Raw genomic sequence first — 25,384 nt, forward strand, 5'->3', positions numbered from 1 at the left:
GGCGTCGTCGGTCCTCTCCGGTGGGAAGGCCCTCGACGTCGCCGGATATCACGCACCGGGGGCGCGAAAGACGACCTGCCGCCGGGCGGCCTCATCGATCTCGTCGACGGTGAGCAGAGGGACGGCCCGGGTGTGGAGGGCTCCGCTGGCCTTGACGGTGAGGCTGACGGCGGCCATGGAGACCGGGTCGGGGAAGTCGAGGATGAGCACGATGTCGTCCTCCCCGAAGGCGAAGTACATGGCTTCGACCTGCCCGCCGAGTCCGGTGACGACCTGCTCGACGGCGGCGCGACGGCCGCTCGCGCCTTCATCGAGCAGCCCCTTGGCGCCCTCGGGCGTGTACGTGGCCTGGATGAGAAACTTTGGCATCGGGATGCTTCCTGCCCATCGCTTGTCAGGTCTGCATGGCCTTCCCGGTATCGCGTCCGCCGCTATCCGCGGTTCGGCGGATTCACTCGTTGGAACCCCAGCCCCTCGGATGGCCAAGGTGGTCGACCGAGCCCCTCGCGACATCTCTGTCATTGACGGCATGGTCGGCATCGTCGGCGAGCGGACGCTCACCGCGCTGCACGAAGTGCAGCAGTCCGACGCGGGCAAGCAAGGCAACCGTGGGGCGGGGAGCGCAGCAGGCCGAAGTCTCGCGCCCCCACGGCGGGAGCGGGGACCTCGTCCGCTGACTCGCCCCCTGGCAGCGGGGAGGGGCGGGCAGTCTGTGACATGCCGCCGACGAAGCGTCTCTGATGATGGGCGCTGACCGCCCCACAGTCTCAGTCGCCGAGTATCCGCTCCCACAGCAGCCCGTCCCGCCAGCTCCCGTCGAGAAAGATCGAGGAGTGCGCGACGCCGTACGGGCTGAAGCCGTTGCGGCGCAGCACCCGCTGCGACGCAAGATTCTCCAGATTCGTGGACGCCTCGGCGCGGTGCAACCCGAGTTCGTCCGTCATGACCTGGAGCACAAGCCCGACGGCGTGCCTGGCGTGCCCTTGGTTCTGGGCGGGGCCGGCGATCCAGTATCCGACGGAGCCGCGGCGCAGGTGCGGCTGCGGCAGGATGCCTCCGACCGTGACCTGCCCGATCACCTGGTCGTCGGCGAGCACCACGCCCGGCCAGACCGTGCCGGCCCGGTATCCGGCCAGCAGGCTGTCGATCCTCTCCGCCTGGCCCTCCGGCGTGAAGAAGTCTGCCGGCTGGGCCGGTTCCCACGGCCGGAAGGCCTCGAAGTCCCGCACGCGATGCCCTGCGATCGGGGCGGCATCGGCGGGCTCGATCAGGCGGATCCTGGTGCTGCTACGCATGGGCTGATCCTCGTCGCGGTGCGTCGGATGAGCCGGACAGCCTAAGCGAGGTCCCCGCTCCCGTGCATCGAACGCCCGCCGGAGGATCGAGTCGATCGCGCAGCTCGTGCTCTTGCGAACCATCCCAGATACCGGATGTCGAGCTGCACCGGTGCGGGCTGACGTGAGAAGAAGTCGAGCACCTCGGACGCGCCCGGTCCTCGACCACCAGCCAGGGCCTGGGCAGGTCGTCGCAGTGAGCGAGCACCTCGCCAAGGTGGCCAGTTCGACGAAGCGCTGAAGTCGGCGGCGGGGGTGGCGGCGTGGCGCTGCGAGGCGAGCAGCTACGGGGAGGGAACTCCGGAACTCCCCTGTGCCAGGGCCCGTTTCCCTGTGTGCCGCCTTGTATCGATGGTTTGACACAAGATGGCGGCCAGGGCATCTTGTACCCACTACTTGATACAAAATGATCTGGGGGGATCTCCATATGCTCGACACCGCCCCGCTCCAGTCCCAATTCCTCGACCACGCCGAGCACTACGCCCGCTGGTCCGGGCTGGCCATCGGCCTCGTGATCGCACAGCAGTTGGTCACGATGGAGAGCGGCGACATCACGATGCCCCTCGTGTTCGCCGTCACCGCTTTCGGCCTGTGTGCGGTGGGCGGTGTCCTGCTCGGCGACGCCCTGACCCTGCGTCCCCAGGAAGCGGTACGTACCGCGAGTCTCGCCCCACGCCTGGTCCGACACCAAGTCCCGCCCCGCATGGCGCCCTTGCTTCTCCTCCAGGCGGCATCCCTCGTCACCCTGCTGGTGATCGGTGCGGTCACGGCCTCCTCCGGCCCCGGCCGAACAGGCAGAGCGGGGCGTGTCCTCACCGTCACCTGCGAAGGGATGCCCGCATCCCTCGGTCCCTGGCCCGGCCTGTACTACAGCGGCCCGATGTTCGCCGCCCTCGCGGTCGGAACCCCCGTCTGCGTCTGGGCCTTGCGCCGTATCGCCCACGGCCCGGGTGACGACCAGCAGCGCCGCGACCGCGCGTGGGCGATCACCGGAGCCTGGGGACTGCTGGTGTCGAGCCAGGTGCTTCTCGTCGTACTGATGATCTTCGTCGCACTTACGGAGAAGGCTTGCGCCGGCCCGCTGGGCGTCGCCACCATCGCAGTGATCTGTCCCCTGGGCATGCTGGGCCTGTTCACCTTCTACTGGTCCCTCGTCACCGTCGTGGCACCCCGGGCGGTCGAAGACGAGACAGCCGACGATGGGACTTTCGAGGATGAGTGACCCCGCCGTCCGCGTCGACACCACCAGCCAGGTACCGCCCTACGAACAAGTACGCGCCCAGCTGGCCGCGCTGATCCGCACCGGCCGGCTGGCCGAGGGCGAACGCCTGCCGACCGTGCGCCAGCTCGCCACCGACCTCGGCCTGGCACCGGGCACCGTGGCCCGCGCCTACCGAGAGCTGGAAGCCGCAAAGCTGATCCGCACCCGCCGTGGTGCGGGCACCCGGGTCGCCGCACTCCCGTCCGCGCCGCACGCACACGACGCCGACCAACTCGTCACCCTTGCCCGGGACTTCAGCTCCGCCGCCCGAGCGCTCGGCGCCGACAACGAGGACATCCTGACCGCCGTCCGCGACGCCCTGGACCCCGAGGCCGCCTCCACTTCAGCCACCGCCGACAACGAAGCGGGCGGCCTCAAAACGGCCAAAGCGTCGGCGCACATGCCACGGACGGGACTTCAACCAGCTCAGCGACGCCAAGGAAACGAGCGTCCATTCCGATCATGATCGCGCATGATCGGCCACATGAGTCCGGCCCCAGACCGGACCGCAGGAGCAGCGCGTCCGTCAGCTCCCGAAGGCGACGCCGGGCAGCCCCCCGCCGGCATCCGGCAGCACCAGTAGCGAACCCGACAGCGGGTGCGGGCGGGCGAGGCCGGTGCGAGCCGTGGTGATGTAGAGGTCGCGCAAGCCCGGGCCGCCGAAGGTGCAGGCCGTGGGGCGGCGGACCGGGAGGGCGATGGTGCGGTCGAGGTCGCCGGCCGGAGTGTAGCGGCGGAGCTGGGCGCCGTCCCACAGGGCGACCCATACACAACCGTCGGCGTCGACGGTCAGGCCGTCCGGGAAGCCGGCCCCTTCCTCGATGGTGGCCAAGGGGCGTCGGTCGACGGGGAGTTGCCCGTCGAGCCGGCAGACGTCGATGCGGCGGGTGGGGCTGTCGATGTAATAGACGAGGCTCCCGTCGGGACTCCAGCCGGTGCCATTGCTGACAGACACCGCGGAGAAGAGCTCGGTGGTGGTGCCGTCGGGGGTGACCCGGAAGAGGTTGCCGCCGCCGGTCCGCTCGTCATAGCGCATGGTGCCGGCCCACAGGGAGCCGTCCGGCGCGACGGCCGCATCGTTGCCCCGGCGACCGGGTACGGGGTCGCGTACGAGCCAGGAGAACGCGCCGTCCGCGCCGTACAGCGCCACGCCGTCGCGGAGGTTGACCACCAGGCCACCGTCTTTGCGCGGCTTGGCCGCGCCGACGTGCTGTTCGGTGGCTTGCACCGTGCGGCAGTTGCTGCCCGGCTCGTACGTGTGGATGCGCGAGCCCAGGATGTCCACCCAGATCAGCCGCCCGGTGGCCGGATCCCAGGTGGGGCCCTCGCCCAGTGCAGCCGATTCCCTGACCGCGACCTCGACAGCCGTCACCGGGGGCCGCCGCGATGGCCGAGGCTCGTGGACAGGTCTCCCGCGCCCTTGACCGCCAGCTCGGCAAGTTCGGCTTCGCGCTCCTCCGACCAGCGGATCATGGGGACCGAGATGGAGAGGGCGGCGACGATGCGGCCAGAGCTGTCGCGCACGGGGGCGGCCACGCAGCTCACGTCCGGATTCGACTCCCGGTGTTCGACGGCGATGCCGCGACGGCGGGTCTCGGCGAGGGCGGCGCGCAGTTCGTCGGGATCGGTGATGCTGTTGTGGGTCATCGCGGCCAGTTCGCCCGCTTCCTCGATCCGGGAATTCAGCTCGTCGGTCGGGAGCGCGGCGAGGAGCATCTTGCCGACCGAGGTGCAGTGCGCCGGGAGCCTTCGTCCCGCGGCCGAGACCATCCGGACCGCGTGAGTCGAGTCGACCTTGGCGATGTAGATGACGTCCAGATTCTCGAGGATCGCAACATGCACCGTCTCGTCGCAGGTGCCGGCGACCTCACGGGCCACCCGCTGGCCTTCGGCGGCGAGGTCGAGCTGTTCCGCGTACCGGCTGCCCAGCTGGTAGCTGCGCACCCCGAGGCGGTAACGGCCCGGCTGCCCGGGGACGACAACCAGATAGGAGCGAGCCACCAGCGTCGTGACCAGCTCGTGCACCGTGGTGCGGGGCAGCTGGAGCTTGCGGGTGATGTCCGGCGAGGTGAGCGTTCCTTCGCCGTCCAGGAACAGTTCGAGCACGTCCAGCGCCCTGGTCACCGCGGGGACAAGACGTCCCATGTCCCTCACCCTTCCCTGCTGTTCGAAATTCCGGTCAATGACCGGTATGCCGAACACAGGTTAGGCACAGCCCCGTTCGCCGGGCAATGGTCATGCCCGTTCGCTTGCCGATGATCCTGCGGGCTTGTCCCTTGCGCAGTCCATTGACACTCCCGGGAGGGCTTGTCTACGGTCACGCCAACATTTCGAACGTGTGACGAAATTTCGAACAACCGAGATCCGGACTCGAGGGGCAACTGCCGTGCGCATCACGGGAATCAGTACTCATGTCGTCGGGACGCCCTGGCGCAATCTCACCTACGTTCTCGTGCACACCGACGAGGGCCTCACCGGGGTCGGCGAGACCCGCATGCTCGGCCGGACGGACGCACTGGTCGGCTACCTCCGCGAGGCGGAGGCGAACCACATCGCCGGTTCGGACCCGTTCGCCGTGGAAGATCTCGTGCGTCGCACGAAGTACGGCGACTACGGCCGCGCCGGCGAGATCGTCATGTCCGGTGTCGCGGTTGTCGAGATGGCGTGCTGGGACATCAAGGGCAAGGCCCTCGGCGTACCGGTCTGGCAGCTGCTCGGCGGTCAGGTGACCGACACGGTGAAGGCGTACGCCAACGGCTGGTACACGACCGAGCGGACCCCGGAGGCCTACCACAAGGCGGCCCAGGAGGTCGTGGCGCGCGGCTATCGTGCACTGAAGATCGACCCGTTCGGGACCGGGCACTTCGAGCTGGACCACGAGCAGAGCCTGTACGCCGTGGCGCTGATCGAGGCGGTACGCGACGCCATCGGGCCCGACACCGAGCTGATGCTGGAGATGCACGGGCGGTTCAGCCCCTCGACGGCGGTGCGGCTCGCCCGCGAGCTGGCGCCGTTCAAGCCGGCCTGGCTCGAGGAGCCGGTCCCGCCGGAGAACCTCAAGGCCCTGGAGAAGGTCGCCGCGAAGGTGGACATCCCGGTCGCGACCGGTGAACGGATCCATGACCGGATCGAGTTCCGGGAGCTCTTCGAGTCCCAGGCCGCCGACATCATCCAGCCGGACCTCGGGCACATCGGCGGCATCCTGGAGACCCGCAAGCTGGCGGCGACCGCAGAGACCCACTACATGCTGGTCGCCCCGCACAACGTCGGCGGCTCGGTGCTCACCGCCGCCTCACTCCAACTGGCCGCCTGCACACCGAACTTCAAGATCCTGGAACACTTCAACGACTTCGCGGACGCGGAGATCAAGAAGGTGGTCAAGGGCGCACCCCAGGTCGACCCGGCGACCGGCTGCTTCGAGGTCTCGCACGCCCCTGGGCTCGGCGTCGAGCTGGATGTGGACGCGGCGGCCGAGTTCCCTCAGCAGAAGGCCCGCTTCGACCTGTGGGCCGAGGGCTGGGAGCAGAGGGCACCCCGGTGAGTCGCGCCACGAGCGAAACGACTCTCCTCCCGGCTGGTGGCGACCGCGGGACCGACCGCTCCCCTGACGGGGTCAACCGTTCCCTGGTCATCGAGCGGCCTGGTGAACACCGCCTGATACACGGCGAGTTGCCGGTACCCGGGCCGGGCGATGTCCTGGTTCGGGTCGCAGCCGCCGGCATCTGTATGAGCGACCGCGAGGTCTACGACGGGCACCGTGACGCCGCCTATGTCACCTATCCCGTGACCCCCGGGCACGAGTGGTCCGGGATCCTCGAGGCGGTCGGCGAGGGCGTCAATCCCACACTCGTCGGCCGCAAGACGGTGGCCGAAGGCTTCCGCGCTTGCGCGGTCTGCGCGCGCTGCCGGTGCGGAGAAACGAGCCTGTGCACCGGCGGGTACGCCGAGACCGGATTCACCGAACCGGGCGCGTTCGCCGACTGGATCACCGTGCCCGCACGCCTGCTGCACCTGCTCGACGACGACGCCGATCTACGGGCCGCAGCCCTCCTCGAGCCCGCAGCGGTGATCGCCGCGGCGGTGCGGGCCGGGCGCCCGACCCCGGGTGAGCGGATCGCCGTGGTCGGCGCGGGTACCCTCGGGCTGCTCGCGGTCCAGCTGCTTGCCGCTTGCTCGCCCGCCGAGTTGACCGTGATCGATCCGCGGACCGAACGCGGGGAACAGGCACGGCAGTTCGGTGCGACCGAGGGTCTGTCGCCGGGCGCAGCCGAGGCCGGGGCGCAGGGCCGCTTCGACCTGGTCGTCGAGACCGCGGGGGCGCCCACCACGGCCGCATCGTCCTGCCTCCTGGCACGCCGGGGCGGCCGAGTGGTGCTCACCGGGATGTTCTCACCGGGAGCCACCGGTATCGACCCGGTACATCTCTCGCTGAGTCAACTGGAGATCCGCAGCGTTTTCGGGGCCCCCTCGTCCGCATGGTCCGATGCGGTACGGGCCTTCGGCCTCGGACTGCTCGATCCCGCACCACTGATCACCCACGAGTTCCCGCTGGAGCGGTTCGACGAGGCCATCGCACTCGTCGGCGGCGCCGACCCGAAGACCGGGAAGGTGCTGCTCCGCCCCTGAGCCCGCGCCCAATGCGCCTCGCGAAGGACCGGCCTCAGACCGTACGGCGGTACGCAGCCGCCTGACAGACCGCATCCCGCCGTACGCCCACCAACTCGAACGTCGTCCGATATTTCGAACATGGGAGTCCCGTGAACGCCCCGTCCTCACCCCGTCGCCCAGGCGCCGACGCCCTGGCCGACATCGGCCACGCCGTGCCCGCCCTGGACCCGGCCGACACCTCCGCGCACTCCTTCCCCGACGGCGGCACCTGGCGCACCGAGATTCCCTCGGTCGAAGGCCCCGAGGCACTGTCCGTCGTCCTCAAGGAAAGTTCACGCCTCGACGTGCCGATCCACCGGATCAGCCAGGGCAGCGGCGTCTGGATGCTGTCCGACAGCGAGATCACCGAGATGGTCGAGGGGGCCGGAGAGCGCAACATCGAGCTCTGCCTGTTCACCGGTCCCCGCGGCACCTGGGACACCGGCGCCTCCGTCCGCACCGACTCACGCGGCGCCGGGCTGCGCGCCCGCGGGCACGACGCACTTGCGGGCTGCGTCGAAGACGCCGTACGCGCAACGGAGTTGGGCGTCACCTGCCTGCTCGTGGCGGACGAGGGCGTGCTCTGGACGCTGCATCGCGCACGCCTCGCGGGCGTCGTACCGAGCGACACCACGCTCAAGGTCTCCGCACTCATCGGACCCGTCAACCCCGCCTCGTACGCCGTGTACGAGCAGCTCGGCGCGGACTCGCTCAACGTCCCCTCCGACCTCACACTCGCTCACCTCACCGAGATCCGCCGAGTCTCCGCTGCACCCATGGACCTGTACGTCGAGGCGCCGGACGACCTGGGCGGCTATGTGCGGATGTACGAGATCGCCGAGCTGATCCGGCGCGGCGCACCGCTGTATCTGAAGTTCGGTCTTTCGAAGACGTCCGGGATCTACCCCTACGGGGCACACCTGCGCGACCTCACACTCGACACTGCCCGCGAGCGCGTCCGCCGTGGCCGCCTTGCCCTCGATCTGCTGGCCCGGCACGGAGCGGACGGTGGCATGTCACCGCTCGGCTCCCGCCTGCCCGGCGCGCTGAACCGCTTCAGCACGACCACCCCCGTCGACACCGCCCCAGGCCACGCGACCGACAAGGACTCCTGATCATGCGCATACGTACCGCGGCAATCACCGCAGCCTGCTTCACCCTCAGCCTCTCGCTCACCGCCTGCGGCCAGGACGGCTCGGGCGGCAGCGAGGAGAAAAGGGACCCCAAGGACGCCACGATCGGCATCGCGATGCCGACCAAGTCGTCCGAGCGCTGGATCTCCGACGGCAACAACGTCGTCAAGGATCTCAAGGCCAAGGGATACAGGACGAAGCTCGTCTTCGGCGAGGACGACCCGGACCAGCAGGTCTCACAGATCGAGAACATGATCACGCAGGGTGTGGACGCCCTGGTCATCGCGGCCATCGACAACAAGTCCCTGGACAACGTGCTCCAGCAAGCTGCCGACGCCAAGATCCCTGTGATCTCCTACGACCGCCTGATTCTCAACTCGGCACACGTCGACTACTACGCGTCCTTCGACAACGAGAAGGTCGGCAGGCTGCAGGGCACATACATCATCGAGCAACTCGGCCTGGACAGGGGAAAGAAGGGCCCGTTCAACATCGAGCTGTTCGCCGGCTCCAACGACGACAACAACACACGGTACTTCTTCAGCGGCGCGATGAAGGTACTGCAGCCGTACATCGACAAGAAGCAGCTCGTCGTCCAGTCCCGGCAGACCAAGCTCAACCAGGTCACCACTCTGCGCTGGGACGGCGGCACGGCCCAGCGGCGCATGGACGACCTGCTGACCTCCTCCTACGGGGGCTCCAAGCGCGTGGACGCGGTGCTCTCGCCGTACGACGGCATCTCCATCGGCATTCTCTCCGCGCTCCGCGGCGACAGCTACGGCACCAAGACCAAGCCGTGGCCGGTCGTCACCGGCCAGGACGCCGAGGTCGCCTCCGTGAAGTCGATCATCGCGGGCGAGCAGCGGCAGACCGTCTACAAGGACCTGCGCCAGCTCGCCAAGGTCGCCACGGGCATGGTCGACGCCGCGCTGAAGGGCGACAAGCCCGAGACCAACGACACCACCTCGTACAACAACGGCGCGAAGGTCGTCCCCGCCTATCTGCTCAACCCGGTCAGCGTGGACAAGAAGAACTACTCCAAGGAGCTGATCGACACCGGCTACTACAAGGAGAGCGACCTCAAGTAGCCGCCGCAGCCGGCCTTCCCCGCGCTCCGGACTTCGCGCCCGAGCCGGGGAGAGCCCCCATCAGCGACACCCCATCAGCGACAGAGAAAGGCACGACCATGGCGGGACCCGTCCTGGAAATGCGCTCGATCATCAAGACCTTTCCCGGCGTCAGGGCGCTCTCGGACGTCACCCTGACCGTCCGCCCGGGCGAAGTCCATGCCATCTGCGGGGAGAACGGCGCCGGCAAGTCGACCCTCGTGAAAGTCCTCTCCGGCGTCCATCCGCACGGCACCTACGAAGGAGACATTCTCTTTCAGGGCGAGCCGTGCCGGTTCAAGGACATCAGGGCGAGCGAGCAACGCGGCATCGTCATCATCCACCAGGAACTCGCCCTGGTGCCCTATCTCTCCATCGCGGAGAACATCTTCCTCGGCAACGAACACGCCACCCACGGCGTGATCAGCTGGGAGGAGACACTGCGGCACGCCTCCGAACTGCTGCGCCGGGTCGGCCTCGACGAGAACCCACAGACCCGGGTCGCCGACATCGGCGTGGGCAAACAGCAGCTCGTGGAGATCGCGAAGGCGCTCTCCAAGAAGGTGAAACTGCTGATCCTCGATGAGCCGACAGCGGCGCTGAACGACGAGGACAGCGGCAAACTCCTCGATCTCATCCTGGAGTTGAAGAACCACGGCATCGCCTCGATCATCATCTCGCACAAGCTGAACGAGATCGCACGGGTCGCCGACTCCGTGACCATCATCCGCGACGGACGCTCCATCGAAACCCTGGACGTGAAGGCTACGGAGACCACCGAGGAGCGGATCATCAGCGGCATGGTCGGCCGCGACCTCGACCACCGCTTCCCCGAACGTACCCCGCACCAGCCCGAACAGGACGCGTCACCGGCCCTGGAGATCCGAGGCTGGACGGTGCATCACCCGATCGACCGGCACCGCAAGGTCGTCGACAACGTCACGCTGAATGTGCGCCGCGGCGAGATCGTAGGAATCGCCGGACTCATGGGGGCGGGCCGCACCGAACTCGCGATGAGCGTCTTCGGCCGCACGTACGGGCGCTACGCGGGCGGCACGGTCCTCAAGGACGGCAAAGAGATCCGCACCAAGACCGTCTCCGAGACGGTCCGGCACGGGATCGCCTATGTCACCGAGGACCGCAAGCACTACGGGCTCAACCTCATCGACACGATCGCCCGCAACATCTCGCTCAGCGCGCTCGGCAAGGTCGCGCGCCGCGGCATCGTCGACGAGCACGCGGAGCGGCAGGTCGCCGAGGGCTACCGCAAGAGCATGAACATCAAGGCACCGACGGTCGCCGAGTCGGTCGGAAAGCTGTCGGGCGGCAATCAGCAAAAGGTCGTCCTCAGCAAATGGATCTTCGCAGGCCCGGACGTACTGATCCTCGACGAGCCCACCCGCGGCATCGACGTGGGCGCCAAATACGAGATCTACACGGTGATCGACAAGCTCGCCGCCCAGGGCAAAGCCGTCGTCTTCATCTCCTCGGAACTCCCCGAACTGCTCGGCATGTGCGACCGCATCTACACGATGTCCGCCGGCCGGCTGACCGGTGAACTGCCGCGGGCGGAGGCCACGCAGGAATTGCTGATGCGTCGGATGACGAAGGACAAGAGGTAGCAGGATGAGTACGAATCTGACGGCCGAGTCGCCGGCGGACGCCCCGCTCCCGTCCCGTGACGGCAAGAATCGCGGCAAGACGGCAGGCGGCGGCCTGCTCGGTCTGGTCCTCGAAGGGCTGCGCCGCAATACGCGGCAATACGGCATGCTGATCGCGCTCGGCCTGATCGTGGCACTGTTCACGGCGTGGACGGGCGGCGACCTGCTGCTGCCCCGCAATGTCTCCAACCTGGTGCTGCAGAACAGCTACATCCTGATCCTCGCGATCGGCATGATGCTCGTCATCATCTCGGGCCACATCGACCTGTCGGTCGGCTCGCTCACCGCCTGCGTGGGCGCGGTCGCGGCCGTACTGATGGTGCAGCACCACGTCGCCTGGCCGATCGCGGTCGTCCTGTGCCTGGTCCTCGGCGCGGCCGCGGGCGCGATGCAGGGCTTCTTCATCGCGTATCTGGGGATACCCTCCTTCATCGTCACGTTGGCAGGGATGCTGCTTTTCCGCGGCGTCACCGAGATCGTCCTCAAGGGCCAGACACTCGGCCCCTTCCCCAAGGGACTGCAGACCATCTCCAACGGCTTCCTGCCGGAGTTCGGCCCGGACAGCAACTACCACAATCTCACCCTGCTGCTCGCCTTCGTCCTGATCACGTTCGTCATCATTCAAGAGGTGCGCGACCGAAGGCGGCAACAGGAGTTCGCTCTGGACGTGCCGCCCGCGAAACTGTTCGCGCTCAAGCTGATCGCACTGGTCGCCGCCGCGCTGACAGTGACCCTGATGCTCGCCAGCTACAAGGGCGCGCCCGTGGTGCTGCTGATCCTGGCCGTCCTGGTCGTCGGCTTCGGCTACGTGATGCGCAACGCCGTCGTCGGACGCCATGTCTACGCGATCGGCGGAAACCTGCCCGCGGCCAAGCTCTCCGGCGTCAGGGACAAGAAGGTCACCTTCCTGGTCTTCCTGAACATGGGCATGCTGGCCGCCCTCGCCGGCCTGATCTTCGCGGCCCGCTTCAATGCCGCCTCCCCCAAGGCCGGCACCAACTTCGAGCTCGAGGCGATCGCCGCCGCGTTCATCGGCGGCGCCTCCATGAGCGGCGGCGTCGGCACCGTCCTGGGCGCGATCATCGGCGGCCTGGTCCTCGGTGTGCTCAACAACGGCATGAACCTCGTCGGCGTCGGCACGGACTGGCAGCAGGTCATCAAGGGCCTGGTCCTGCTCGCGGCGGTCGGCTTCGACGTGTGGAACAAGCGCAAGGTCGGTTCGTGAAATCCTCGCCCACCTAAAGGAGGGCGATTCCCGTCTGGTTGCCGGATATCCTCCGGCTCGCCTCCGGGTGGGTTCCTGCTTCTTCGCGCTGTGCCGGGACAGATCCCGGTCTTACCCGCGCTCGACAGGCTGATGCCGCAAGTCCTGCGGCCTTGGCGACGTTGACCGCCGCATTGATGTCCCGGTCAAGGACGGCCCCGCACGCCCCGCACTCCCACTCGCGGATGTGCAGCGGCTTGGGGCCGTCCTTGACGCCACACTGCGAGCAGACCTGAGAGGTCGGTGTGAACCGGCCGATTCGCACAAGGGTGCGCCCATATCGGGCGGCCTTGTACTCCAGCATCGTCAAGAACGCGGACCATCCGGCGTCGTGGACGGACTTGGCCATGCGGGTGCGAGCGAGTCCTTTGACCGCCAGGTCTTCCACTGCGACCGCTTGGTTTTCGCGGATCAGCCTGGTGGAGAGTTGATGGTGGAACTCGCGCCGCGCGTCAGCCACCCGTGCGTGGGCGCGGGCGACCTTGATCCGGGCCTTCGTCCTGTTGTTGCTGCCCTTGGCCTTGCGGGACAGACGGCGCTGTTCCCGCTTGAGCTTCTTCTCGGCCCGGCGCAGGAAGCGTGGGCTGTCGATCTTCGTGCCGTCCGAGAGAATCGCGAAGTGCGTCAGCCCCAGGTCGACACCGACCTGGGCGGCCGCCTCGGGCAGCGTCTCGCCCGCGCCGATCTCGACCACAAACGAGGCGAAGTACCGGCCGGCTGCGTCCTTGACCACCGTCACCGAGGACGGAACGGACGGCAGCGCGCGCGACCACTTCACGGCCACGTTGCCGATCTTCGGAAGGCAAAGTTTTCCGCCGGTCGTGATCTTCCATCCGGCGTTGGCGGTGAACCGTACGCTCTGCCGGTTGTCCTTGCGGCTCTTGAACCGGGGTGCGCCCATGCGGGGGCGCTTGCCCTTGAGGCCGTCAAAGAAGTTCCGGTAAGCGGTGTCCAGATCCCGAAGGGACTGCTGGAGAACGACGGAAGACACCTCGCCCAGCCACGCCCGTTCAGGTGTCATTTTCGACGCCGTCAGCCGCTTCGACAACTCCCCGGACGGAACGAACGGCAGCCCGGCGGCACGGGCATCCTCACGGACGCGGAGTGCGTCATTGAAGACAACTCGAGCACACCCGAACGCCCTGGCCAGCGCCGAGCGTTGAGGGCCGTTCGGGTACACGCGGAAGCTGTACCGAAGCTGCATACGGTGATCATACGTAATTGGTTCATGTCACCGCGATGGAACCCAAACCCCGATGTACGAACCGGCCGTCACGTCGCCTACAACCTTCATGTCCACTTGGTTTTCGTCACCAAGTACCGGCGGGGGGCGTTCACAGACGAAATGCTGACGCGCTGCGAAGCGATCATGCGGGAGGTCTGCGCGGACTTCGAGGCCGAGTTGAAACAGTTCAACGGCGAAGAGGACCACGTGCACCTCCTCGTGCACTACCCGCCAAAGGTCCAGCTTTCCAAGCTGGTCAATTCACTCAAGGGCGTCAGCTCCCGCTACCTCCGCCAGGAGTACGACACCCACGTCCGCCGGCACCTATGGGGCGGACACTTCTGGTCCGGCTCGTACTTCGCCGGATCGTGTGGCGGGGCACCACTGACCGTAGTCCGCCAGTACATCGAGAACCACCAGCGGCCCACCTGATCGTCACCCCCCGAGCCGTAGGAAACTCCGCCGCTTCGCAGCTCCAGGCCATGGATGCGCGCCCGCCCTCACGGTTCGGAGGGCGGACAGCCCGAGAGGGAGCTGTTCGGCAAGCTCGTCGACGGTACGAAGGTCTACCGCTGGTCGCTGGCCAACGGCGGCACCCGGCTGAAAGTGCTGTCGTTACGGCGGCATCGTGCAGTCCCTGGAGATACCCGACCGGCACGGCCGGTACAAGAACGTCTCGCTGGGCTTCGATTCCCTCGAGGAGTACGTCGCCTCCAGCCCGTACTTCGGCGCACTCATCGGCCGTTAAGGCAACCGCATCGCCAGGGGAAGGTTCACCCTGGACGGCAAGGCGTACCAGGTGTCCGTCAACGACGGCGAGAACAGCCTGCACGGCGGGTCCAAGGGCTTCGACAAGTGGGTATGGGACGTGGAGAGTTTCACCTCCGGCTCCGACATCGGCCTAATTCTTCACTGCACCAGCGTCGACGGAGAGATGGGTTACCCCGGAACCCTCAGGGTCAAGGTGACGTACACCCTGACCCGGCGGGGCGATTGGCGCGTCGACTACGCGGCCACCACGGACAAGGCCACGGTCGTCAACCTCACCAGCCACGTCTACTGGAACCTGGCGGGAGAGGACGGCGGGTCGGTCTACGACCACGAGCTGAGCATCGGCGCCTCCCGGTACACGCCGGTCGACTCCGGGCTCATCCCCACCGGCGCACTGGCGAAGGTCGCGGGCACGCCCTTCGACTACCGCCGGCCCAAGACCGTCGGTGAGGACATCCGGGCAGCGCACCAGCAGCTGCTGTACGGCCAGGGCTACGACCACAACTGGGTTCTGGACAAGGGCAACACGAACGCGCCCCAGCAGATCGCCACACTGCGCGACCCGGCCTCGGGCCGCGTCCTGGACATCGCGACGACCGAGCCCGGCCTGCAGTTCTACTCCGGCAACTTCCTGGACGGAACACTGGTCGGCTCGGGCGGCACCACCCACCGCCAGGGCGACGCCCTGTGTCTGGAGACCCAGCACTTCCCGGACTCCCCCAACCAGCCGTCCTTCCCGTCCACGGTCCTGCGACCTGGCGACACCTACCGCTCCACGACGGTGCACAGATTCTCTGCGCGCTGACCGTCAGCCACCGCTGTCGGTTCCGCGGTCGCCGCCCTCGCCCGCCACCGGGCGGGGGCGCTCCCCGACAGTTGTTCCGGCCGATCAGGACCCGGCCGCGGAGAGTGTCACGTCGAAGCGGCAGTTCGTGCCGGGGTCTTCGACCCACCGTAAAGTGAACCGCATGACCATGGTGGAAGTGGTTCAGCTCTTGTTGTCACCGACCCATCGCTATATGGGACGGCCGGCCGACGGTCCGGCCGCGGCACACGAAGACGAGCTGGTCGAGGCTGTCACCGTACGACGGAATCTGGGGATCGTCGGCGACCGGTACTTCGGTCATCCGGCGCACCGCCGCGCCGCTGTCACCCTCATGGCAGTGGAGAATCTTCCGACAGATATCAATGCGACGGTCGACCTTCGGCAGACGCGTCGGAACGTGCTCCTGCGGGGGGTGGACATCGATGCGTATGTGGGTTCGACGGTCTCATTGGACAGCGGCAGCGGTCCGGTCCTGCTGGCAGTCAACAGCGCGGCGCGGCCGTGTGCCTGGATGAATGCCACCATCGGAGACGGCGCCCAGCGGGCACTGAGAGGTAAGGGCGGCGTGCGCTGCACACCGCTGTCCGATGGCGTTCTCATGTTGGGAGCCGCAGCATTCACGACACAGGTCATGGACTCGCAGGAAAGTCCTGGCTGATCCTCAGAAGATGCGAGGGCGGCGGAGTCTGGCATCGAGGCGCCACGAAATCCGATGGCGGACGGGGCACCGATCCGACATGATCGCGCGCATGCCTTCCATGGTGACGAACGTAGCGATCGACTGTGCGAACGCCTACCGGCTGGCGCGGTTCTGGAGCGATGTGACCGGACACCCCTTGGACCCCGAGGACGAACCGGGTCACGACGAGACGGAGATCATGCTGCCCGGGGGTCCCGCCTTGCACTTCAACGAGGTTCCGGAGCCGAAGTCGGCCAAGAACAGACTCCATCTGTGCCTGCGCCCGGCCACCTCACGGGACGCAGAGGTTGAGCGGCTGTTGAAGCTGGGCGCCTCGCTGGTCGCCGATCGCCGCAAGCCCGACGGCTGGGGCTGGGTCGTTCTCGCCGACCCGGAAGGCAATGAGTTCTGCATCCTGCTGGCCGAATCCGAGCGGGCGGCATTGGCCACGAGCACAGCGGCCTCGTAACGGACCGTGAGCCTTTCCTGGCGGGCTATCACCACAGGAGCCGAGCTTCCCGCGATCCCGCTGCGGGCTCCCGGCTCTGTGACGTTGCGGCTGCTCCAGTGGCGCACGCTCCGGCTCACAGGCACCTTGGACGGGTGAAGGTCACTTTGCGGGCGCGGGGGGCCGCGCCTCCGGACACCGTATGGCAGCGCTACGTCCAGCCGGCTCTGTGGCCGACCTGGGCGCCGCAGATCCGGTCCGTTGACACAGAACCAGAACTGCGCGCCGGAATGCGGGGGCGGTTGCTTCCCTTGGCGGGGCCGGCGGTGCGGTTCGTGGTGACGGCCGTCGACCACGAAGATCGCACGTGGAGCTGGCGGGTGCAGACTGGGCCGGTCCGCATGCAGTTGTGGCACGCGGTGCGCCCGTGCGAGGGCTCGGCGACCACAACAGAGCTGCACATCGAAGGCCCCCTCTTCGTCGTCGCGGTCTACGCGCCGTTGGCCAAGCGTGCGCTGCGCCATCTGGTCCGGCCTTGATCCGCATTGCGGCGCGGTCCGGGCTGCAAGGCAGGCGCACAGCTGTGTCATCACGTACTACTGGACCCTGCGGCCCGTAGCGGAGGCGAAGCCCAGCCAGGTGTGACGGTTGCCCCACCAGCACCAGCCGACCTTCGGGGCGTTGCGCCGCTCGCGGCCGTCTCGCCCCGTGCCGTTGCTGATCCAGATCGCCGGAGTGCGGGCGTCCAGGGCGCCGTTGGCCTTGCGCAGCCGGGAGCCGATGGTCATGAAGCAGCGGTTGCGCTCGAGCACCGCCGGCTGCTGGAGCACCCAGTGGATGCCTTCGGTGAGCAGCAGCGGGGTGCGGTCGTCCTTGGTGAGGGCGGGCAGTGCCTCCTCGGGGCTCCAGTTGGCCATGTGGTCACCGCGGTCGAGGCCTGTGACCAGGTAGAGAGAAGCGCAGGGCAGCTCGACGGTGCAGCGGGCGAAGCGGTCGACGTCGGGCATGTCGGTGACGACGAAGCCGGGCTTGCCGTCGCGGCGGAGCAGTGGTGCGAGGGCGGAGGCGGGCGCGTGGTCCGGGTGGACGGCGAGCAGTGCATCGCCGTCTCGGCTGCCGGCGTCCTCGGCGAACGTGCGCATCTCGTCGGCGGGTATCCCCGCGAGCTCGTGCACCCCAAGCTCGATCAGCCGTTCCGCCTGGGCGGCAAGCGACGGGAGAGGAGGCACGGTGATGACGGACGAGGTATCGGGCAAGACAGTCCCTCGGTTCACGGTTCGCAGCAGTGGGCCTGACGTAAACGAGGGGGCCCTCCGGAGTGTTCCCGGCGCCACGACGATGATGCCCCAACTCGGCGCCGCGTGTCCGCAAGCGTGGATGGCCGTCGCCTCATCGGGGACATGCCGCTGGCACCCAGTTCAATGGGTGGCCGCGCCCTCGGCGAACGTCAACCAACCTTGTCTTTTTGACAAGGAAGGTTGACATGACGACAAGCCACCTTTACGTTCTTCCCATGGAGAAATCGCCGGAGAACCGCGATAGCCGAAGCGACATGGTCCGCGCCCGCGCCCTGTTCGTCGACTGGTTGCCGGCGGTCGTCGCCCTTGTGCTGCTCAGCCTGATCTCAGAGCTCGGGCTCTTCGGTGCGGCGGGCTCATGGGAAGTGTTCTGGTCGCTGCTGAACCTCGCCCCGGGGCTGTGGATCGTCCGGGCCGTGGTCAGGGGCCTGCGCCGCGCCGACGAGTACCAGCGTCGCTGCCAACTGGAAGCCCTGGCCATCGGGTTCGGCGTGCTGACCATGGCGATCTACGCCGTCGGACTGCTCCAGGCCGTCGGGGTGGGCGACCTGCGGCAGTTGATCCAGATCAGCTTCATCGGAAGCATCCTGATCTGGATCGCGGCCCTGCTGTTCAAGACCCCGCGGACCCGATGAGGAACCGACTCAGGGAACTGCGGGCGGCGCGCCGTTGGAGCCAGACCGACCTCGCCGACCGCCTCGACGTCTCCCGGCAAACGATCTACGCCATCGAAACCGGCCGCTACGACCCGAGCTTGCCACTCGCATTCAAGATCGCCGCCGTATTCGGCGAACCGATCGAGGATCTCTTCCTCCCTGACGAAACCACGGACGCCGCATCGTGACGGCCGGTTGCGGCAGTGGGCTGCGCGCAGGGACCCAGCGGCGCTGACTACGGCAGTCGTTTACCGGTTGGCTTGCACGATCCGCGCAACCGGTGTGCGAGCTCGTCGTTGATCCCGACATGAAGAAGATCATCATCGGCGCCTTCGCTGCGCGCTCTGTATCGCCGCCGCCGGAACCGTGTCAGCCGACGAGACCCACCGCGACTCCCACAACGCCCCCGTCGTCGCGTTGATCAACACCGGCCAGATCGACGACCCCCTGGAGGACGTTCTGGAGCACACCCTCAATTTCGGCGACGGCAACACGTGGGACTGACTCACCCGACCTCGCCGCCCGAACACACTCGCATGGTGGGGACAACATCGTCACCTCCGCTCTTGCGGCCGCTTGGCCTGCTCGTTCCTGGGCCTGCGGTGCTCGGGGGAGGGGACGCCCATGTCATCGCAGGCTAGGCGGAGCCGGACGGGCCGAGGTGGACGGGCGTATTGCGGTTTCATGAAACCGTCCGGACTCCCGTGGGAGGCTGAGCGGGACCGTCCGCGATGTGTACCGCCCAGTCCAGGATCTGCACGGCCGCCCCTGCGGCTTCCAGTCCTCGGCAGCGGGCATGGTGCCTGCGGGCGATGCCGTCCAGGTCGAGGTGCCGGCCGAAGGCGGGCTGGGCGGCCAGCCGTCGAAGGAGTACCTGAGCTGCATGTCGATCACCGCACTCCCGTTGACTTATGACTCAGTATCAGAACATCCGCACTGGTCGGCACTGCACTTTCGTCCTCCACGCCCACTTGGTTTTCGTGACGAAGTTCCGGCACAAGGTCTTCACCGACGCCCACCTTCGCCGGATGGAGGAGATCATGCGGGACGTCGCGAGGGACTTCGAGTGCGAGATCGTCGAGTTCAACAGCGACAACAACCACGTCCACCTGCTCGTGAATCTCCCCCCGAAGGCCGCCCCGTCCAAGCTGGTCAACAGCTTGAAGGGCGTCAGCTCGCGCAGGCTCCGCCAGGAGTATCCGGAACCGGTCCGGCACTACTGACGGGCGCAACGGCTGTGGTCCGGCTCATACTTCGCCGGATCGGTCGGCGGAGCCCCGCTGTCGGCCGTCCGTCAGTACATCGAGCAGCAGAATCGTCCGCTGTAACCTGCGGGTCACAGCAGCCCTGAGAATCGCTTCACCACCAGGCAAAAGCCCGGTGCACTGCGATCAATCCCGGTAGCGGGTGATCCGCCCGTCCTGGACCGTGGTGTGCAGGGCGAACGCCGTGTCGATGGCCTGGCCCGGCGCCCTGACCTTTGAGACCATGTGCCCGATGAGCACTATCTCGTCGCCCTCGGCGATGACGTGGCGAAGCTCGAACTCCTTGGCTTCCACATGGGTTTGCAGCAGGTCGAAGAAGGTCCGCATGTCCTCCCGCGAGTCGACCTCCGGTACCCACGGAATGGCCGGCGGGTGCGGGAGGGAGAACGACACGGAACGGCGAACAGCGCCGCCGCCTCCGCGCTCTTCCCCTGGCGAGCAGCGGGAACAAACGTTGCACGGTCTGCGCCGGTGACTCTGCTGTTATGTGTGTCGACATTACCGTCGGATACGGTCGGTCGGCCGGTCAAAACCTGATTCGAGAACACACTCCGCGGCGTGTGTCGCCCGCGCAACGCGGGGAGGGGAAGACTGTCCTCGCGTCGCGCCTGCCAGCAGCGTTGCTCCCGCCATCGGCGGCCGTCCGCTCGACCGGCGACAGCATGTGTCATGCCTGGACGGTGGGGCGGACGTTGATCTCGCCGATCTCGACGTCGTGAGGTTGCTCGATGGCGAACGCCACCGCGCGGGCAACAGCTGCCGGCGGGATGCCCACCGCGTCCATGTTCTTTCGCGTCTGCTCGCGGAGGTGCGGGTCTCCCATGGAGTCGGCGAGATCGGTGCGGATGTAGCCCGGTGAGATGGCTGTCGTGCGCACCACGCCGTCGGTGGACTCCCTGCGCAGACCCTCATGCACGGTGCGCACCGCGTTCTTGGTCGCGGCGTACACGGCCATCGAAGGGGACACGGTCAGGCCGGCCACGGAGACGATGCTCACCAGGTGGCCCGACCCCTGCTCTCGGAAGACGGGCAGCACGGCGGCTATGCCGTTGAGCATGCCGCGAAGGTTGACATCGATCATGGCCGACCAGCCTTCGGTGTCGAGGTCTGCCAGCGGACTGATCGGGGCGATGCCGGCGTTGTTCACCAGTACATCGATACGGCCGTACTGATCGATGGTGGTCGCCACGAGGCGCTGCAGGTCCTCGGCGCTGGTGACGTCGACGACGCACGTGGCAGCACGTCCCCCTTCCTCCCGGATGTTCTGCGCTATGGCGTCGATGCGCTCGCTGCGACGCGCCGCGAGGACGACCGCGGCGCCGCGCTCGGCGAGCAGACGGGCCGTGGCCTCACCGATGCCTCCGCTCGCTCCTGTGATGGCGACGGTCTTGTCGTGAAGAGAAGGCATGACTGCACCTCCCGTAAAGTGGACACGTGTCCGGTATACGAATGAGCCTACCGGACACGTGTCCATTTGTCAGAGGCGGACATCAGGAGACGCCCATGAGCACGCCGGCACGACGACCGGATGCTGTGCAGAACCGGACTCGCATCGTGGAGGCCGCGCGCGCGGCACTCGCCGAGTCCAGCCACGTCCACCTCAACGAGATCGCCAAGCGCGCGGGTGTAGGACAGGGAACGCTCTACCGGAACTTTCCCAACCGCGAGGCGCTCCTCGCCGAGGTCTACCGACGCGACGTCGAAGAACTCGTGACCGCCGCCTCCGCGCTGCTGGCGGAACACGAGCCCGTGGAAGCCCTGCGTCACTGGCTCGACCGAGTGATCGACTACGCCGAGATCAAGCGCGGCGTCCTGGCAGCGCTCGAGCCGGCGGCGTGGCAGGACCTGGTCGCCCACAGCCAGAACCCCATCGAGAGCGCCCTCGGCCATCTGCTCGACGCCGGAAAAGCGGCCGGTTCCCTGCGCACCGACGTGGACGCGCCCGGGGTGCTCCTGCTCATCGCCTACCTGAGCCGACTGGACCGGGATGCGTGGGAATCGACGGCACGGCCCCTGATGAACGTCATCCTCGAGGGCCTTCGACGACGGGACGCTGATCGGTGAGGGCAGGGGAAGGACATGCAAGGTGGATCGAGGCGGGCTGCCTCTGGATGTGAGCCCGGCGTTCAGCGGCGGGGCTTCTGTCACCCAGGCGGCCGAACCAGGTGCGTTGGGGCAGGGGCGTTGGGGCAGGGGCGAGTGATCCTCCGTCAGGCGTGCGGCACGACGGCCACAGGGCAGGAGGCGTGGTGGATCACGGCGTGGGTGACCGATCCGATGTGGGAGCCCTTGGCCGCCCTGCGCCGGCCGACGACCACGAGTCGCGCCTCCGAGGCAGCCGTGACGAGGTGCTCGGCGGCCCGCCCGGAAGCGGACACCTCGGTTACTTCCACTGCCGGGTACGTCTCCCGGAACGGGCTCACCGCGCTCGTGAGCGCCGACGCCATCTCGGCCTCGTCAGCTGCTCCGCGATGGTGGCGGAACGGGGAGTGCCACGTGTGGACGATCTCCAGTGGGACGCCGTGCCGCCCGGCGAAGTCGAAAGCGAAGTCCAGGAGTTCACTCTTCACCTCACTCACATCGAGGCCGAGAACCACCTTCTGGTGATTGCTTCCGTCAGCGGCCCCGGACTCACCCTCGCCGTACCCCGGGCGCACCAACACCACGGGGCGCTTCGCATCCGCGACGACCTCCTGCCCCACCGAACCGACGATGAAGCCGCGGACGCCGCCGAGCCCGTGGGACCCCACGACCAGCCACTCCGCCTCCGAGGCGGCAGCCAGGAGCACTTGTGTGGGGGCGTCCTCGATCCTCTCCGCGGTCATGGCGAGGTCCGGCATCCGGGCCCGGATACGGTCCTCGGTCGTGGCGAGAACTCCTTCCGCCTCGGTGCGACGGTCCTCGTGCGACACCTTCATTGCCCCCAACTGGTGCTGCGCCCAGCGCGTGCCGTACACCAGCCGCAGGGCGGTCCCGCGCAGTGCCGCCTCGTCGGCGGCCCAGTCCACCGCCGCGACACTTCCTTCGGAGCCGTCCACTCCAACGGTGATGGGTCGGGACATGCCGCTCTCCTCGCCTCGGGTCGCGCATTTGGGCTGTCACGATGGCTGCCCATGGGCATCCAGCCGACAGGCACCTGATCGGGAACCTACCGAGCCACTGCACCACTGCGGCCCGCTGCGTCCGACCACGCTGCCGAAGTGCCCCGTCTGGCGCATTGACTCGACGGCGTTCTGCGGTCCGGATCAGTGGCGGGGCGGGTGGCGTGGCCCACCGTGCCCCAATCCTGAACAGGTGGCGGGGCAGCCGAGTACCTCCCGTGAGCGGTGCCTACGTCACTCCGCGATCCCGTTTTTAAGTTAATTAGCAATTAATATTGACAGGCATCAGGGGCCTGGGCACAGTTTCCGCCTGGCACCGGCCCTCGGTACGACCCGAGCGGGGTGCCCGATACCCCCAACTCTCGGGAGACTTCAGTGGCTTCGCATCGTGCAGAGATGGTGCGTGTGCGGCGGACCGTGGCGGCGCTCGGCGCCGTGGTACTGGTCGGATCGGCCGTTCCGGCGGCACACGCCGCGGACGACCAGGGTGCGCCGCAGTTCTACGACAGCGGACTCGCCCCCACGCCGTACATGGGATGGAACACCTACTACGGGCTCGGCGCCCCGACGGAGGACCAGGTCAGAAAGGTCGCCGACCACCTCGTCACCAGCGGGTTGCGCGACAGCGGCTACAACATCGTGTGGCTGGACGGCGGTTGGCAGGCCGACCAGCCGCGCGACCCGGAGACGGGCCGGCTCGTGGCCCACCCCACGCGCTTCCCCTCCGGTATCCCCGCACTCGTGACGTACCTTCACCAGCGCGGTCTCAAGGCCGGCATCTACACCGACGCGGGCGAGTACGACGGCGGCAAGTGGTGCGGGCTCGGCAGCCGCGGCCACTACGCGCAGGACGCCCGCCAGTTCGCCGGCTGGAAGGTGGATGCCATCAAGGTGGACTTCCTCTGCGGCATCGGCGCCGGGCTCGACCCGGGCCCGGCCTTCAAGGAGTTCAGCGACGCCGTCGCCAAGTCCGGACGGAAGATGCTGCTCAACCTGTGCAACCCGCTCACCGACGACTGGGGCATGCCGCACACCCCCGAGCAGGACGCGCACAACACCTACGTCTACGGTCCGACGACCGCCGACTCCTGGCGCACCGGTACCGACATCGCCTGGGGTACCCCGACGGCGGGCGAGTGGCCGAACATCCTGCGCAACATGGATGCCAACGCCTGGCACCCCGAGGCTCAGGGTCCCGGTCGCTGGAACGACCCGGACTACCTCATCCCGATGCGGAGGCTCGCCGACGGTGGATACGAGCTCAACCAGGAGGAGTCCACCACCCAGTTCGTGATGTGGGCCGAGATGGCCTCGCCGCTGGTGCTCGGCAGTGATCCGCGCACCCTGTCGCGGTCCATGCTCGACACCCTGCGCAACCCGGAGATCATCGCCGTCAACCAGGACCGGCTGGGTATCCAGGGCGCCCGCGTGGCCTCCGACTCCGTGGGCGACGTCTACAGCAAGGTCCTCCAGGGCGCGGGCAAGCGGGCGGTCGTCCTGCTCAACCGCTCCGATCAGGCACAGGACCGCACCGTGACCTTCGCGGACGCCGGCCTGGCGGGCAAGGTCGCCGTCCGCGACCTGCGGGCCCGCACATCGCGCGGCACCTTCACCGGTTCGTACACCGTGCGTGTCCCCGCCCATGGCACCGCGTTCCTCAAGCTGACCGGCACCGACGACGCCCCGGGCACGCAGTTGCCCGGCCACTCATCGGCGAGCCCGGCCCTGACGCGCGAGGGCGACACCCTGACCGCCTTCACCCGTGGCACGGACGGGAGCCTGCGCGCTCAGACCGCCCTGGGCGGTGACTGGTCCAAGGCCCGGACCACCGAGCTGGGCGGCCCGACGCACGGCCGTATCCTCGGCCAGCCCGCCGCGTACGCCTCCGCCGGCGGACGGATCGACGTCTTCGTGCGGGGCACCGACAACAGCGCCTACCGGCGCGTCTTCACGAACGGGCACTGGGGTCGCTGGCAGTCCTTGGGCGGCACGTTGACGGACGCACCGACCGTGGCCTTCGCGGGTCCGGACGACTGGACGCTCTTCGCCCGAGGTGCGGACGGCACGTTGTCGTCACGCGGCCCGGCCGCCGGCTGGTCCCCGCTGGGTGCCCCGCAGGACAAGGCGTTCTACGGCCGTCCGTCGGGCGTCGTGGACGACGACGGCAGGCTGCACGTGGCCGTGCGCACTCCCGACGACTCGGTCTGGACGCGGACCCGTGACGCCTCCGGCACCTGGTCGGACTGGGCGGCCCTCGGCGGCACGGTCAGTGGCAGTCCGACGCTGGTGGCTTCCGGCGGGACAGTGCATCTGTACGCCCGCGCCGGTGACTACACGCTCTGGACCCGCAGTTGGACCGCTTCCGGCAGCTGGGCGGGCTGGAGCAAGAACGACGACTTCGTCAGCGGTGCCTTCGACGGTGCACTCGGTGCCGTGGCCGGGCCCGATGGCGAGGTTCTGGCCGCCTTCCGCGGCGTGGACGGGCGCGTCCACCAGAGCGGGCTCTGAGCCCGCACCGACCCGCTCCACCCGGCACCACCTGCGTCGATCCGTTCCGCCGCACCACGCTCGATCCGGTATCGCCGCTCCGTGACAGCTGTGCCCCGGGGCCTTCTCCGGCCCTGGGGCACAGCCCCTGGACAATAAATTAGTAATTAATCTTGACGGTCCTTCCGGCACTGCGCCAAGCTGTGCCTGCCGCGCCCGGAG

At 68.0% G+C, this 25,384-nt stretch carries 25 protein-coding genes and 4 pseudogenes; 19 read left to right on the forward strand and 10 right to left on the reverse strand.

What is annotated here, in order from left to right; translation table 11 throughout:
• Window positions 1–48 precede the first annotated feature (48 nt).
• Together OHA05_RS00650 and OHA05_RS00655 are read right to left on the reverse strand one after the other, a co-directional pair.
• Entirely contained in the window at window positions 49–369 is a 321-nt protein-coding gene (locus tag OHA05_RS00650) for a GYD domain-containing protein (protein ID WP_313948465.1), read from the reverse strand.
• Window positions 370–767: 398 nt separating this feature from the next.
• Window positions 768–1,295, reverse strand: coding sequence for a GNAT family N-acetyltransferase (locus OHA05_RS00655; protein ID WP_313948464.1), 528 nt, complete (start codon window positions 1,293–1,295; stop codon window positions 768–770).
• A gap of 466 nt (window positions 1,296–1,761) precedes the next feature.
• Between OHA05_RS00655 and OHA05_RS00660 the strand changes: the two genes are divergently transcribed.
• Entirely contained in the window at window positions 1,762–2,556 is a 795-nt protein-coding gene (locus OHA05_RS00660; RefSeq protein ID WP_313948463.1) for a hypothetical protein, read from the forward strand.
• Window positions 2,549–2,926 (forward strand): annotated as a pseudogene (locus OHA05_RS00665) (GntR family transcriptional regulator); the annotation flags it as partial. The gene OHA05_RS00660 and the pseudogene OHA05_RS00665, both read left to right, overlap by 8 nt.
• A gap of 195 nt (window positions 2,927–3,121) precedes the next feature.
• Here the strand turns inward: OHA05_RS00665 and OHA05_RS00670 are convergent.
• Together OHA05_RS00670 and OHA05_RS00675 are read right to left on the reverse strand one after the other, a co-directional pair.
• Window positions 3,122–3,967: an SMP-30/gluconolactonase/LRE family protein gene (locus tag OHA05_RS00670; protein ID WP_313948461.1), complete on the reverse strand. Its 846-nt coding sequence runs from the start codon at window positions 3,965–3,967 to the stop codon at window positions 3,122–3,124.
• Window positions 3,964–4,740, reverse strand: a complete 777-nt coding sequence (locus OHA05_RS00675; RefSeq protein ID WP_313948460.1) for an IclR family transcriptional regulator — start codon at window positions 4,738–4,740, stop codon at window positions 3,964–3,966. The genes OHA05_RS00670 and OHA05_RS00675 overlap by 4 nt, the downstream gene beginning before the upstream one ends.
• A gap of 241 nt (window positions 4,741–4,981) precedes the next feature.
• Here OHA05_RS00675 and OHA05_RS00680 point away from each other — a divergent pair, with 241 nt between their 5' ends.
• From OHA05_RS00680 to mmsB, 6 genes are all read left to right on the forward strand, one after another.
• Window positions 4,982–6,136, forward strand: coding sequence for a mandelate racemase/muconate lactonizing enzyme family protein (locus tag OHA05_RS00680; protein ID WP_328859423.1), 1,155 nt, complete (start codon window positions 4,982–4,984; stop codon window positions 6,134–6,136).
• A 185-nt stretch (window positions 6,137–6,321) separates the two neighbouring features.
• Window positions 6,322–7,221: a zinc-dependent alcohol dehydrogenase gene (locus OHA05_RS00685; protein WP_413777809.1), complete on the forward strand. Its 900-nt coding sequence runs from the start codon at window positions 6,322–6,324 to the stop codon at window positions 7,219–7,221.
• A gap of 131 nt (window positions 7,222–7,352) precedes the next feature.
• Window positions 7,353–8,357: a hypothetical protein gene (locus OHA05_RS00690; RefSeq protein ID WP_328859424.1), complete on the forward strand. Its 1,005-nt coding sequence runs from the start codon at window positions 7,353–7,355 to the stop codon at window positions 8,355–8,357.
• 2 nt (window positions 8,358–8,359) lie between these two features.
• Window positions 8,360–9,463: a multiple monosaccharide ABC transporter substrate-binding protein gene (gene chvE, locus OHA05_RS00695; RefSeq protein ID WP_328859425.1), complete on the forward strand. Its 1,104-nt coding sequence runs from the start codon at window positions 8,360–8,362 to the stop codon at window positions 9,461–9,463.
• Between the two features lie 98 nt (window positions 9,464–9,561).
• Window positions 9,562–11,103: a multiple monosaccharide ABC transporter ATP-binding protein gene (gene mmsA, locus OHA05_RS00700; protein ID WP_328859426.1), complete on the forward strand. Its 1,542-nt coding sequence runs from the start codon at window positions 9,562–9,564 to the stop codon at window positions 11,101–11,103.
• 4 nt (window positions 11,104–11,107) lie between these two features.
• Window positions 11,108–12,367, forward strand: coding sequence for a multiple monosaccharide ABC transporter permease (gene mmsB / locus OHA05_RS00705; RefSeq protein WP_328859427.1), 1,260 nt, complete (start codon window positions 11,108–11,110; stop codon window positions 12,365–12,367).
• Between the two features lie 13 nt (window positions 12,368–12,380).
• Here mmsB and OHA05_RS00710 read toward each other — a convergent pair whose 3' ends face one another.
• Window positions 12,381–13,610, reverse strand: coding sequence for an RNA-guided endonuclease InsQ/TnpB family protein (locus OHA05_RS00710; protein ID WP_328859428.1), 1,230 nt, complete (start codon window positions 13,608–13,610; stop codon window positions 12,381–12,383).
• Between the two features lie 24 nt (window positions 13,611–13,634).
• On the opposite strand from OHA05_RS00710, the gene tnpA (OHA05_RS00715) reads away from it, so the two are divergent.
• The 5 genes and pseudogenes from tnpA (OHA05_RS00715) (at window position 13,635) to OHA05_RS00735 (ending at window position 16,894) form a co-directional block, all read left to right on the forward strand.
• Entirely contained in the window at window positions 13,635–14,063 is a 429-nt protein-coding gene (gene tnpA / locus OHA05_RS00715) for an IS200/IS605 family transposase (protein WP_328859429.1), read from the forward strand.
• Window positions 14,064–14,150: 87 nt separating this feature from the next.
• Window positions 14,151–15,207 (forward strand): annotated as a pseudogene (locus OHA05_RS00720) (aldose epimerase family protein); the annotation flags it as partial.
• Window positions 15,208–15,370: 163 nt separating this feature from the next.
• Complete coding sequence (locus tag OHA05_RS00725; RefSeq protein WP_328859430.1) at window positions 15,371–15,886, forward strand: molybdenum cofactor biosysynthesis protein; 516 nt, start codon at window positions 15,371–15,373, stop codon at window positions 15,884–15,886.
• Between the two features lie 91 nt (window positions 15,887–15,977).
• Window positions 15,978–16,376, forward strand: coding sequence for a VOC family protein (locus tag OHA05_RS00730; protein WP_328859431.1), 399 nt, complete (start codon window positions 15,978–15,980; stop codon window positions 16,374–16,376).
• A gap of 134 nt (window positions 16,377–16,510) precedes the next feature.
• Window positions 16,511–16,894 (forward strand): SRPBCC family protein, encoded by a 384-nt coding sequence (locus OHA05_RS00735; RefSeq protein WP_328859432.1) that lies wholly within the window; start codon window positions 16,511–16,513, stop codon window positions 16,892–16,894.
• Window positions 16,895–16,951: 57 nt separating this feature from the next.
• Here the strand turns inward: OHA05_RS00735 and OHA05_RS00740 are convergent, their stop codons facing one another.
• On the reverse strand, window positions 16,952–17,611 hold the full coding sequence (locus OHA05_RS00740; protein ID WP_328859433.1) for a DUF5701 family protein: 660 nt from the start codon (window positions 17,609–17,611) through the stop codon (window positions 16,952–16,954).
• A gap of 257 nt (window positions 17,612–17,868) precedes the next feature.
• Here OHA05_RS00740 and OHA05_RS00745 point away from each other — a divergent pair, with 257 nt between their 5' ends.
• The 3 genes from OHA05_RS00745 (at window position 17,869) to OHA05_RS00755 (ending at window position 18,813) form a co-directional block, all read left to right on the forward strand.
• The gene (locus tag OHA05_RS00745; protein ID WP_328859434.1) at window positions 17,869–18,288 is read left to right on the forward strand and encodes a hypothetical protein; all 420 of its coding nucleotides are present in this window, start codon (window positions 17,869–17,871) and stop codon (window positions 18,286–18,288) included.
• Window positions 18,285–18,497 carry a helix-turn-helix transcriptional regulator gene (locus OHA05_RS00750; protein ID WP_313948443.1) on the forward strand — a complete coding sequence of 71 codons (213 nt, stop codon included), beginning with the start codon at window positions 18,285–18,287 and terminating at the stop codon, window positions 18,495–18,497. Before OHA05_RS00745 ends, OHA05_RS00750 begins: the two co-directional genes overlap by 4 nt.
• A 178-nt stretch (window positions 18,498–18,675) precedes the next feature.
• Window positions 18,676–18,813: a hypothetical protein gene (locus OHA05_RS00755; protein WP_328859435.1), complete on the forward strand. Its 138-nt coding sequence runs from the start codon at window positions 18,676–18,678 to the stop codon at window positions 18,811–18,813.
• Between the two features lie 178 nt (window positions 18,814–18,991).
• On the opposite strand, the pseudogene OHA05_RS00760 reads toward OHA05_RS00755, so the two are convergent.
• A pseudogene (locus OHA05_RS00760) lies at window positions 18,992–19,174 on the reverse strand (glutathione S-transferase family protein); the annotation flags it as partial.
• A gap of 46 nt (window positions 19,175–19,220) precedes the next feature.
• Between OHA05_RS00760 and tnpA (OHA05_RS00765) the strand changes: the two are divergent.
• A pseudogene (tnpA, locus tag OHA05_RS00765) lies at window positions 19,221–19,637 on the forward strand (IS200/IS605 family transposase).
• A 63-nt stretch (window positions 19,638–19,700) separates the two neighbouring features.
• On the opposite strand, the gene OHA05_RS00770 reads toward tnpA (OHA05_RS00765), so the two are convergent.
• A complete protein-coding gene (locus OHA05_RS00770; RefSeq protein ID WP_328859436.1) occupies window positions 19,701–19,901 on the reverse strand; it encodes a nuclear transport factor 2 family protein in 201 nt (66 codons plus the stop codon).
• A 340-nt stretch (window positions 19,902–20,241) separates the two neighbouring features.
• On the reverse strand, window positions 20,242–20,982 hold the full coding sequence (locus OHA05_RS00775) for an SDR family oxidoreductase (protein ID WP_328859437.1): 741 nt from the start codon (window positions 20,980–20,982) through the stop codon (window positions 20,242–20,244).
• A gap of 95 nt (window positions 20,983–21,077) precedes the next feature.
• Between OHA05_RS00775 and OHA05_RS00780 the strand changes: the two genes are divergently transcribed.
• On the forward strand, window positions 21,078–21,638 hold the full coding sequence (locus OHA05_RS00780; protein WP_328859438.1) for a TetR/AcrR family transcriptional regulator: 561 nt from the start codon (window positions 21,078–21,080) through the stop codon (window positions 21,636–21,638).
• A gap of 146 nt (window positions 21,639–21,784) precedes the next feature.
• Here OHA05_RS00780 and OHA05_RS00785 read toward each other — a convergent pair whose 3' ends face one another.
• Window positions 21,785–22,636 carry a universal stress protein gene (locus tag OHA05_RS00785; protein ID WP_328859439.1) on the reverse strand — a complete coding sequence of 284 codons (852 nt, stop codon included), beginning with the start codon at window positions 22,634–22,636 and terminating at the stop codon, window positions 21,785–21,787.
• Window positions 22,637–23,071: 435 nt separating this feature from the next.
• On the opposite strand from OHA05_RS00785, the gene OHA05_RS00790 reads away from it, so the two are divergent.
• Entirely contained in the window at window positions 23,072–25,183 is a 2,112-nt protein-coding gene (locus OHA05_RS00790; protein ID WP_328859440.1) for a glycoside hydrolase family 27 protein, read from the forward strand.
• Window positions 25,184–25,384: the final 201 nt, after the last annotated feature.

Origin of the sequence: Streptomyces sp. NBC_00306 (genome assembly GCF_036169555.1) — a bacterium.
In the GTDB taxonomy this organism is placed as follows: Bacteria; Actinomycetota; Actinomycetes; order Streptomycetales; family Streptomycetaceae; genus Streptomyces; species Streptomyces achmelvichensis.

Coding starts and splice junctions, on each gene's coding strand:
- OHA05_RS00650 (WP_313948465.1), bottom strand. CDS start 369: ATGCCAAAGTTTCTCATCCAGGCCACGTACACGCCCGAGGGCGCCAAG.
- OHA05_RS00655 (WP_313948464.1), bottom strand. CDS start 1,295: ATGCGTAGCAGCACCAGGATCCGCCTGATCGAGCCCGCCGATGCCGCC.
- OHA05_RS00660 (WP_313948463.1), top strand. CDS start 1,762: ATGCTCGACACCGCCCCGCTCCAGTCCCAATTCCTCGACCACGCCGAG.
- OHA05_RS00675 (WP_313948460.1), bottom strand. CDS start 4,740: ATGGGACGTCTTGTCCCCGCGGTGACCAGGGCGCTGGACGTGCTCGAA.
- OHA05_RS00685 (WP_413777809.1), top strand. CDS start 6,322: ATGAGCGACCGCGAGGTCTACGACGGGCACCGTGACGCCGCCTATGTC.
- chvE (WP_328859425.1), top strand. CDS start 8,360: ATGCGCATACGTACCGCGGCAATCACCGCAGCCTGCTTCACCCTCAGC.
- mmsA (WP_328859426.1), top strand. CDS start 9,562: ATGGCGGGACCCGTCCTGGAAATGCGCTCGATCATCAAGACCTTTCCC.
- mmsB (WP_328859427.1), top strand. CDS start 11,108: ATGAGTACGAATCTGACGGCCGAGTCGCCGGCGGACGCCCCGCTCCCG.
- OHA05_RS00710 (WP_328859428.1), bottom strand. CDS start 13,610: ATGCAGCTTCGGTACAGCTTCCGCGTGTACCCGAACGGCCCTCAACGC.
- tnpA (WP_328859429.1), top strand. CDS start 13,635: ATGTCACCGCGATGGAACCCAAACCCCGATGTACGAACCGGCCGTCAC.
- OHA05_RS00725 (WP_328859430.1), top strand. CDS start 15,371: ATGACCATGGTGGAAGTGGTTCAGCTCTTGTTGTCACCGACCCATCGC.
- OHA05_RS00730 (WP_328859431.1), top strand. CDS start 15,978: ATGCCTTCCATGGTGACGAACGTAGCGATCGACTGTGCGAACGCCTAC.
- OHA05_RS00745 (WP_328859434.1), top strand. CDS start 17,869: ATGGAGAAATCGCCGGAGAACCGCGATAGCCGAAGCGACATGGTCCGC.
- OHA05_RS00750 (WP_313948443.1), top strand. CDS start 18,285: ATGAGGAACCGACTCAGGGAACTGCGGGCGGCGCGCCGTTGGAGCCAG.
- OHA05_RS00770 (WP_328859436.1), bottom strand. CDS start 19,901: ATGCGGACCTTCTTCGACCTGCTGCAAACCCATGTGGAAGCCAAGGAG.
- OHA05_RS00775 (WP_328859437.1), bottom strand. CDS start 20,982: ATGCCTTCTCTTCACGACAAGACCGTCGCCATCACAGGAGCGAGCGGA.
- OHA05_RS00780 (WP_328859438.1), top strand. CDS start 21,078: ATGAGCACGCCGGCACGACGACCGGATGCTGTGCAGAACCGGACTCGC.
- OHA05_RS00785 (WP_328859439.1), bottom strand. CDS start 22,636: ATGTCCCGACCCATCACCGTTGGAGTGGACGGCTCCGAAGGAAGTGTC.
- OHA05_RS00790 (WP_328859440.1), top strand. CDS start 23,072: ATGGTGCGTGTGCGGCGGACCGTGGCGGCGCTCGGCGCCGTGGTACTG.